We start from the raw sequence: 9,440 nt of genomic DNA, 5'->3' as shown, positions 1-9,440 counted from the left end.
CAGAAGTACCGCGTTGCGGGCGACGAAGCTGCCGCGGCGCGCGACGGAGCCGGGCGTTGCGCGGAAACCGGCAGCGCGGAAATCCGCCTCGGTCCAGTTCGCGAACTTGGTCGGCACCTTGTCGAAATACTTGTTCACGCCGTCGTCCGTCAGCACGTTGTCGTTGGCGCGGAAAGACAGCAGCACGGCTTTCTTCACCCACTGATGCGTCACCCAGTTGCCATCGATCTTCTCGGCAACGCGGACACGGCCGGCATCCAGATCGGCAATCGTGTGCTCGATCGCGTCGCGCAGTTCGGCGGCCACATTGCCCGGATTGATTTCGGCGCGCTGTTCCCACGCGTTTTCGATGATGGTTTGCAGGTTGCTCATCAGGGGGACCTCGATAATTGGTGGTTGAAAGTAAGCAAAAGGTATTCGGTCAGGCGGTGCCGAAGCGACGCGCCACGAAGCCTGCGATCCGTTGTGCGGCATCGACACATTCATCGTGCGAGGCCACCAGAGCGATCCGCACGAAGCCAGCGCCCGGATTCACGCCGCGGCTCTCGCGCGACAGGAACTGCCCGGGTAGAACCGTAACGTGCGTCGCCGCGAACAGCTCCCGCGCGAACTCGCGGTCATCGACTGGCGTGCGAGCCCAGAAGTAGAAGCCGGCATCCGGAAGCTGCACATCGAGCGCCGGATCAAGAATCGGTTTGAGCGCGGCGAATTTCTCACGATACAGCGTGCGATTGTCGCGCACATGGGTTTCGTCGCGCCACGCAGCCACGCTGGCGGCCTGAACCGGCAGGCTCATCGCGCAGCCGTGGTAGGTGCGATAGAGCAGGAATTGCTTCAGCACCGCGCGATCACCCGCGACGAAACCGGAGCGCAGGCCCGGCACGTTGGAGCGCTTGGAAAGGCTTGAAAACACCACAAGCCGTTCATAACCATTGCGCCCAAGCGCCTTGGCGGCTTCCAGCGCGCCCAGCGGCGGCTTGCCTTCGTCAAAGTAGATCTCGGAATAACACTCGTCCGCCGCGATCACGAAGCCGTAACGGTCGGCGTATTCGAAGAGGCGCTTCCAGTCTTCGAGTTGCAGAACTTTCCCGGTCGGGTTGCCCGGCGAACAGACGAACATTAGCTGTACGCGCGACCATTCGTCGGCCGTAAGCGAGTCGAGATCAAGGCCGAAGTCGTTTTCGCGTAGCTGATTCAGGAACACCGGCTCGGCGCCTGAGAGCAAGGCCGCGCCTTCGTAGATCTGATAAAACGGGTTCGGGCATACAACCAGCGGTTTGGTTGCCGAGGCGTCGACCACGGCTTGTGCAAAGGCGAACAGCGCTTCGCGCGAACCGCACACCGGCAACACTTCGTGCGCCGCGTCGACAGGTGTCAGTGCGTAACGCTGTGTCAGCCAAGCGGCGATCGTTTCGCGCAGCGCGTCGCCGCCCGCGGTAGTGGGGTAGGCCGACAGGCCGCGCAGGTTTATCACCAGCGCTTCCTGGATGAAGGCCGGCGTGGCGTGCTGCGGTTCGCCGATCGAAAGCCGCACCGGGCGTTGCCCTGCCGGTGGCTCGACGCCGGCAAACAGCTGGCGAAGGCGTTCGAACGGATAGGGCTGCAGCAGGTCGAGGCGCGGATTCAAATCGGGCTCCAGGCGAGGCTTGCGGTCGGTGTGACGGGCTTGGCGCTGCGCATTGCGGCGTGCTTGCTGGCATGCCGGGCAGCGTTGCGGGGGTGATATTATAGCCACCCGTTTTGCCCGCCGCGCCGCCGATTGCCGCGCCCACGCCAGTTCCGGTTCCGCTCACGTGCGCCTTTCCAAGCTCAAACTCGCCGGGTTCAAGTCCTTCGTCGATCCGACGACCGTGCTCACGCCCGGTCAGCTGGTCGGCGTCGTTGGCCCGAACGGCTGCGGCAAGTCCAATATCATCGACGCGGTGCGCTGGGTCCTTGGCGAATCCCGCGCTGGCGCGCTGCGCGGCGAATCGATGATGGACGTCATCTTCAATGGCTCCACCACCCGCAAGCCGGTCAGCCGCGCCAGCGTCGAGTTGGTGTTCGACAACGCCGAGGGGCGCGCAGCCGGCCAGTGGTCGCAATACGCCGAGATCTCGGTCAAGCGGGTGCTGGATCGTTCGGGCGAATCGAGCTACTGGATCAACAACATCCACGTCCGCCGCAAGGACGTGATCGATCTGTTCCTCGGTACCGGCCTTGGCCCGCGCGCTTACGCGATCATCGAACAAGGCATGATCTCGCGCATCATCGAGGCGCGCCCCGAAGATGTGCGCGGCTTCCTCGAAGAAGCCGCTGGCGTCACCAAGTACAAGGAGCGGCGCAAGGAGACCGAAGGCCGTTTGTCGGATGCGCGCGACAACCTTGCCCGCGTCGAAGACATCCGGAACGAGCTCGGCGCGCAGATCGAGCGCCTCTCCGGTCAGGCCGAAGTCGCACGCCGCTACAAGTCGCTCAACGAAGCCTTGCGCGAACAGCAGATCCTGCTGTGGCTGTTGCGTCGCAACGAGGCACGCGAAGACGCAGCCCGGGTTGCCGCGGCGGTGGCGGAAACCTCGGCGCGTATCGAAGCCGAGACTGCACGCCTGCGCGAAGCCGAAGCGCTCGCTGAGTCCGCGCGTGAAACCCACTACAAGGCATCGGACGCATTGCACGCGGCCCAGGCCGACTTGTACGCCGCCAACGGCGAGGTGACGCGTCTGGAAGGCGAAATGACGCGCATGCGCGAGCGCCGGCAGATGCTGGGCAGCCGCGTTAGCCAACTAGTCGCGGACGAAGCGCGCTGGATTGCACAACGCGATGCGGCCGACGGCGACCGGCAACGCTGGGAATCTTTGCTGGACGCCGCCGAGCTCCGTCACGAACAAGCTCAGTCGCGCCACGAAGAACTCGCCGCGCGTTTGCCGTCGGCCGAAGACGCGCTCGCGGGTGCCCAAGCCGCGACGCGTTCGCTGCGTCACGAACTGGGCAGCACCGAGCAGCAATTGCGGGTTGAAGAGACGCGCCGAGCGAGCGCCCTGCGGGCCCTGGACACCCTGGTCCAGCGGCGCATGCGTATCGAAAGCGAGCGGCACGCCTTGCAGGCGCCGGATACCGAGGCGCTCTCGCGAGCCGAAGCGGCCGCCGAAGTCGCAACCGCTCGCCTTGAACAACTGCAGGAAGCGCTCGACGACGGTGCCGCCAGTCTGCCCGCGCTTCTCGCTGCCGTGCGCAGTGCCCAGGACGCTGAGCGTCAGGCCAACCGCCATCTCACCGAGTCGCGCGCGCGACGCGAGGCGCTGCTGCGAATTCAGCAAAAAGCTGCCGCGCCCGGCGCTCTGTCGGATTGGCTCAGATCACGTAGGCTCGATAGCGCCAAGCCCTTGTGGCAGTCGCTGCGCGTCGAACCGGGTTGGGAGCTGGCAGTCGAAACCGTGCTGCGCGAGCACTTCAACGCCTTGCAGGTGGCCGACGTGGCAACGGCCGCCGATGCACTGGCCGCGCAGCCGCCGGCTAGCGTTTCGCTGGGCTTGCCGGGCGTTCCATCTGCCGAGTCCGATGACGCCGCTCGTGCGCTGCCGGGGGTGCCGCTGCTGAGCCTGGTTCAGCTGGACGGCGAGGCTTGGGCGGCCGGGCTTTCAGTCTGGCTACGCGGCGTGCGCGCGGTTGAGGATTGCCGCGAATGGCTTGCGCAGGTCGCGTCCTTGCCGGCAGATGTGCGTTTGATCGACCGTGCCGGCCGTGAATTGAGCCGCGCTGCGTGCTCCTGGCTGCGGGCGGATGCCGGCACGCACGGCGTGCTGGAACGCCAGCGCGAACTCGAAGAACTCGAAGCGCATGTCGAGGCGCTCGAAGCCGAAGCGGCGGCTGCGCATGCTGCGCTCGCCGAATCCGAAGCGGCCAGTCATCGCGCTCAGGAATCGCTCGCCACGCTGCGCCGTGAGCATCAGGCCGCCCAGCAAACGGCGCATCGTGAGCAGCTCGCTGCGGTGCAACTCGGACAGGCGCAGCAACGCTATGACGAGCGTGCAGGCCAGCTGTTGCGCGATATCGAGGAACTCGATGTGCAGGTGGCTGCGGAACGGACCCACCTGGAATCCGCCATCACCGCGCAATCGGTGCAGGAAGAGCGCGCCGAACAATTGCGCGAACGCCTCGAAGCCACGGAGGGTATTGCGCAGCAGCAGGACAACACCTTGCGCGCCTTGCGCCAGCAGGAACAGCAGCTTGCACGTGAGGTGCAGGAAGCCGCGTTCTCTGAGCGGGAGTGCCACGGCAAGCTCGATGACCTGGCGCGGCAACTATCGCAGGCAGCCGAGCAGATCGTGCGTTGTGCCCGGGAGCGCGAAGCAGCCGAGGCCGAACAGGCGGGGCTGGATGAAACGCCGATCGGCGACGCCTTGCAGGGCGCGCTGGAGATGCGTGAGTCCCGCGAAGCCCTGCTTGCGCAAAGCCGCGAAGCGCTTGATCTGGCCGCCACGCGTTTGCGCGAACTCGATGAGGCGCGTTTGCGTGCCGAACTCGCGCTGCGGCCGCTGAATGATTCGCTCGCCGAGGCCCGCCTGAAGCTGCAGGCGGCTGAGCTCGGGCAGCAACAGTATGACGAGCGCCTCGCGGAGATCGAACTGGACGAATCCGAGTTCGCTGCGCGGCTTGCCGCGGGCCCGAAAGACCAGACGCTGGTGCGCGAGATCAACCGCCTCACGCGCGAGCTGGCCGAGTTGGGGCCGGTGAACCTTGCGGCAGTGGAAGAGTTGCTCGCCGCCGAAGAGCGGAAAGGCTACCTTGACGCCCAGTCGGGCGACCTTAACGAGGCGATCGGCACGCTGGAAGACGCCATCCGTCGCATCGATCGTGAGACTCGAGAGCAATTGCAGGAGACGTACAATACGGTCAATCGTCAGTTCGGCGAGCTTTTCCCGCAGCTGTTCGGCGGCGGGGAGGCCCAGCTGATCCTGACCGGGGACGAAATCCTTGATGCGGGCATCCAGATCGTGGCGCGCCCGCCCGGCAAGAAGAACAGTTCGATCCACCTGCTGTCGGGTGGCGAGAAGGCGCTGACCGCAATCGCGCTGGTTTTTTCGTTCTTTCAACTCAATCCGGCGCCGTTCTGCCTGCTCGACGAAGTCGATGCACCGCTCGACGACGCCAACACCGAACGGTTCTGCGCGATGGTCAAACGCATGTCGGCGATCACGCAGTTCATGTTCATCAGTCACAGCAAGATCACGATGGAGCTGGCACGCCAGCTTGTCGGCGTCACCATGCAGGAGCAGGGTGTATCGCGCGTGGTCGAGGTGGATATCGAAGAAGCGCTGCGCCTGGCTGATCCAGTCGCGGCTTGAGAGGTCTCATGGCAGGCAACGAACTCCTTTATGGTCTGATTGGTTCCGGCGCCGGCGTGGTGGTGTTGGTCCTGGGTTACAACGCCTGGCAGGAACGCAAGGCGCGCCGCAACGCCGAGAAGGCGTTCCGCTCCGAGCACCGCGATGTGCTGCTCGAAGGGGCGGGCGCGGCGGGCGGCCCGGCAGAGCCGGTAGAGCCCGGTGGCAGGATGGAGCCAGCGTCGGCACGTATCCCGGCGCAGCCGCCGATTGGCCGGGCGGCGGAACCCGAGCTGCCGTTGGAGGCGCGCGCGATCGATTGCGTGGCGCGCATTGAAGCGCCGGCTGGCGTAGTCGGCGGCGCCCTAGTGCAGGGCGCCGGCGGCCCCCTGTCGCAAGTGCATCGAGCGGTACGCTGGTATGGCTTCGATGACACCGCCCATGCGTGGCTGGCGTTGGATGCTGGTGACAAGCGCAGCTTCACGCGCATGAGTGCTGCCATGCAGCTTGCGGATCGCCGCGGCGCAGTGGGCGAGCGCGAAGTGGACGCGTTCTGCGCCGCGATTCAGCGCGTGTGTGATCAGTTCATGGCGGTGCCGCGCTTCATGGATCGGGCCGAAGCGTTGACGCTGGCGCAGGGCGTGGACCAGTTCTGCGCTGCGCTCGATATCCAGATTGCGGTCAACGTGGTCGCCGGTGAGCAAGCCTTCCCGGGCACGAAGTTGCGCGGTCTGGCAGAAGCGGCCGGGCTGATACTCGACAGCGATGGTTGTTTCCATGCGCGCGACGATGCCGGACAAAGCCTCTTCGTGCTTGCCAACCGCGACGCCGCGTTGTTCTCGCCCGATTCGCTGCGTCACGGCAGTAGCAGTGGCGTGACCTTGAGCCTTGACGTGCCGCGCGTCGCAAGCGGCGTCGAAGCTTTCGACCGCATGGTGGCGCTGGCGCGCCAGTTCGCCGGCGCGCTGCACGGTCATCTGGTTGACGACAATGGCAAGGCGCTCAGCGATGCCTCGCTGTCAATGATCCGCAGCCAGGTTCAGCAGTTCCAGGAGCAGATGGACCGCCAGGGTGTGCCGGCTGGCAGCATGCTCGCGCTGCGCCTCTTTACCTGAGGCCACCCATGATTGCTCCCCGTGAGGCCTTCGAGCAGGCGGCTGTCCTGCGGTCTACGCTTGAGCGTTACAACCACGCCTACTATGTGCAGGACGCACCGCTGGTGCCGGACGCCGAGTACGACCGCCTGTTCCAGGCGCTGCAGGCGCTGGAAGCCCAGTACCCGGAACTGTGTACCGCCGATTCGCCGACGCAGCGAGTCGGTGGAAAACCGCTCGCTCAGTTCGCGCCGGTGCGCCATGCCGTGCCGATGCTCTCGATCCGAACCGAAACCGACACCGAAGCAAGCGGTGCGCGCGCATTCGATGCGCAGGTACGGCGTGAGCTTGAGCTGACCGACACCGATCCGCCCGTCGAATACGCTGCCGAGCTGAAGTTCGACGGGCTTGCGATCAGCTTGCGCTACGAGCGTGGCGTGCTGGTGCAGGCGGCGACGCGCGGCGACGGTGAAACAGGTGAAGACGTAACGCAGAACATTCGCGCAATTCGCCAGGTTCCGCTTCGCCTGCATACCGATGCACCGCCCGAAGTGTTCGAGGTGCGTGGTGAAGTTTACATGCGGCGCGACGATTTTGCGCGCATGAACGAGCGACAGCTGGCTCGCGGCGAGAAAACCTTCGTCAACCCGCGCAACGCTGCAGCCGGCAGTGTGCGGCAGCTCGATCCCGCGATCAGCGCACAACGCCCCTTGTCATTCTTTGCCTATGGGCTTGGGGAGACAGCCGGTTGGACCGCCACGGATACGCACGCCGCGTTGCTCGATCAGCTTCAGCAGTGGGGCTTTCCGGTCTGCAGCGAGCGCTGTGTGGCTGCCGGCGCGGAGGGGCTGGTCGCCTTTCATGAGCGCGTCGGCGCACAGCGCGATGCCTTGTCTTTCGACATCGACGGCGTTGTGTACAAGGTCAACAGCATCGCGCTACAGCGCAGGCTCGGTTTCCGCACCCGCGAGCCGCGCTGGGCGGTGGCGCACAAATATCCTGCGCAGGAAGTGGTCACGCGTGTGCTTGGTATCGAGGTCCAGGTCGGGCGTACCGGCAAGCTGACGCCGGTGGCTCGGCTGGAACCGGTTTTCGTGGGGGGCGTGACGGTGACCAACGTGACGCTTCATAACCACGATGAGGTGGCGCGCAAGGATGTTCGTGTCGGCGACAGCGTCGTGGTTCGGCGCGCAGGGGATGTGATTCCGGAGATCGTTTCCTCGTTACCGGAGCGACGGCCGGAGGGAACCAACGCGTTTGAGATGCCGGGCCAATGTCCGGTATGCGGCTCAGCCGTCGTGCGCGAGGAAGGCGAGGCGGACCATCGCTGCAGCGGCGGACTGTATTGCCCCGCACAGCGCAAGCAGGCGCTGCTGCATTTTGCCTCCCGGCGCGCAATGGATATCGAGGGCTTGGGCGACAAGCTGGTCGATCAGCTTGTCGACGCGGCGATTGTTCGCACACCTGCCGACGTCTACAAACTCGGCGTCGTCGCGCTGGCGAACCTTGATCGGATGGCCGAGAAGTCGGCACAGAACCTTGTCGACGCGATCGATCGCAGCCGTAACACGACGCTCGCGCGCTTCATCTACTCGCTTGGAATTCGCAACGTTGGCGAGGCGACCGCGAAGGATCTCGCGCGACACTTCGGCGCACTCGATGCGCTGATGGCCGCCGACGAAGCGGCGCTGCTTGCCGTGCCGGACGTTGGCCCCATCGTTGCAGCCAGCATTGCCGGCTTCTTTGCCGAGCCGCACAACCGTGAGGTGGTTGAGCAATTGCGCGCGGCGGGCGTGCATTGGCCCGAATCGGCGGGCTTGGTTGATGCCGCCGCATCGGCGCCGCTGGCCGGCAAGACCTTCGTGCTCACCGGTACGCTGCCGACACTCTCTCGCGATGAAGCGACAGCGCTGATCGAGGCGCAGGGCGCCAAGGTGGCCGGATCGGTGTCGAAGAAGACGAGCTATGTCGTTGCCGGCGCCGAAGCGGGCTCGAAGCTCGACAAGGCGCAACAGTTGGGTGTCACGATTCTCGACGAGGATGCACTTCTTGCTCTGCTTCGAGACGGTGGCAGCGCCCCAGAAACCATGGAACAAGAACAATGAAGCGAATTCGCAAGGCGGTCTTTCCGGTAGCTGGCTTGGGTAGCCGCTTCCTTCCGGCAACCAAGGTGATGCCCAAGGAAATGTTGCCGATCGTCGACAAGCCGATCATCCAGTACGCGGTGGAAGAAGCGGCGGATGCCGGCATCACCGACATGGTCTTCATCATCGGCCGTACCAAGCGTGCGATCGCTGACCATTTCGATAAGGCCTACGAGCTTGAGAACGAGCTGGTCACGCGCGGCAAGCACGACATGCTGAAGATTGTCGAAGACACGATCCCCAAGGGCGTGAACTGCATCTTCATCCGCCAGGCCGAAGCGCTTGGCCTCGGTCATGCAGTGCTGTGCGCCGAAGCGGTGGTCGGCAACGAACCCTTTGCCGTGCTGCTCGCGGACGATCTGCTCGATGGCACGACCTCGGTCACCAAGCAGATGGCGGACGTGTTCAACTACAACCGCTGCTCGGTGCTGGGCGTGATGGAAGTGCCGCGCGAGGCGACCGGCTCGTATGGTGTTGTGAGTACCGAGAAGGAGTCGGGCGATCTACGCCGCATTTCCGGGATCGTTGAGAAACCGAAGCCGGAGGAGGCGCCTTCGAACCTTGCGGTGGTCGGCCGCTACATCCTGACGCCGCAGATCTTCGAGCATCTGCGCAATCTGAAACCCGGTACGCACGGCGAACTGCAGCTGACCGATGCGATCTCTGCTTTGCTGCGCGAAGAATCGGTACTCGCATATCGCTTCGATGCAACCCGCTACGACTGCGGCGACAAGTTGGGCTACCTGAAAGCCACGGTGGAGCTGGGCATGCGTCATCCGGAAATCGGCGCCGACTTCAAGAATTTCCTGGCTGAGCGTTTCGGGCACAGCTGAAATGCGGTGAGCAGGCGGCGAGGGCGAGTCGCCTCTTTCGAATCGGAATGAAAAAGGGCAGCCATC

5 protein-coding genes and 1 pseudogene are annotated in these 9,440 nt (G+C 64.8%); 4 read left to right on the top strand and 2 right to left on the bottom strand.

From position 1 onward, the window contains the following. Positions 1–372: pseudogene (locus ACE3P0_RS16670) on the bottom strand (2,3,4,5-tetrahydropyridine-2,6-dicarboxylate N-succinyltransferase); the annotation flags it as partial. 49 nt (positions 373–421) lie between these two features. Beyond that, positions 422–1,627, bottom strand: a complete 1,206-nt coding sequence (dapC, locus tag ACE3P0_RS16665; RefSeq protein WP_374403854.1) for a succinyldiaminopimelate transaminase — start codon at positions 1,625–1,627, stop codon at positions 422–424. 166 nt (positions 1,628–1,793) lie between these two features. Here dapC and smc point away from each other — a divergent pair, with 166 nt between their 5' ends. Genes smc through galU form a run of 4 tightly spaced genes read left to right on the top strand, consistent with a single transcriptional unit; the run spans position 1,794 to position 9,374 of the window. After that, positions 1,794–5,324, top strand: a complete 3,531-nt coding sequence (gene smc / locus ACE3P0_RS16660) for a chromosome segregation protein SMC (protein WP_374403853.1) — start codon at positions 1,794–1,796, stop codon at positions 5,322–5,324. 8 nt (positions 5,325–5,332) lie between these two features. Continuing rightward, positions 5,333–6,418: a cell division protein ZipA C-terminal FtsZ-binding domain-containing protein gene (locus tag ACE3P0_RS16655; RefSeq protein ID WP_374403852.1), complete on the top strand. Its 1,086-nt coding sequence runs from the start codon at positions 5,333–5,335 to the stop codon at positions 6,416–6,418. Positions 6,419–6,426: 8 nt separating this feature from the next. Further along, the gene (ligA, locus tag ACE3P0_RS16650) at positions 6,427–8,502 is read left to right on the top strand and encodes an NAD-dependent DNA ligase LigA (RefSeq protein WP_374403851.1); all 2,076 of its coding nucleotides are present in this window, start codon (positions 6,427–6,429) and stop codon (positions 8,500–8,502) included. Beyond that, positions 8,499–9,374, top strand: coding sequence for a UTP--glucose-1-phosphate uridylyltransferase GalU (gene galU / locus ACE3P0_RS16645; protein ID WP_374403850.1), 876 nt, complete (start codon positions 8,499–8,501; stop codon positions 9,372–9,374). Before ligA ends, galU begins: the two co-directional genes overlap by 4 nt. Positions 9,375–9,440 lie beyond the last annotated feature (66 nt).

The sequence above is a fragment of the Niveibacterium sp. genome, from assembly GCF_041909475.1.
Classification (GTDB): Bacteria; Pseudomonadota; Gammaproteobacteria; order Burkholderiales; family Rhodocyclaceae; genus Niveibacterium.
The sequence above is the reverse complement of the archived record's forward strand: the minus strand, read 5'-3'. Positions and strand labels throughout refer to the sequence as shown.

Bases quoted from the DNA above. Each gene is read 5' to 3' on its own strand.
- ligA (WP_374403851.1), top strand. From the start codon at position 6,427: ATGATTGCTCCCCGTGAGGCCTTCGAGCAGGCGGCTGTCCTGCGGTCT.
- ACE3P0_RS16655 (WP_374403852.1), top strand. From the start codon at position 5,333: ATGGCAGGCAACGAACTCCTTTATGGTCTGATTGGTTCCGGCGCCGGC.
- galU (WP_374403850.1), top strand. From the start codon at position 8,499: ATGAAGCGAATTCGCAAGGCGGTCTTTCCGGTAGCTGGCTTGGGTAGC.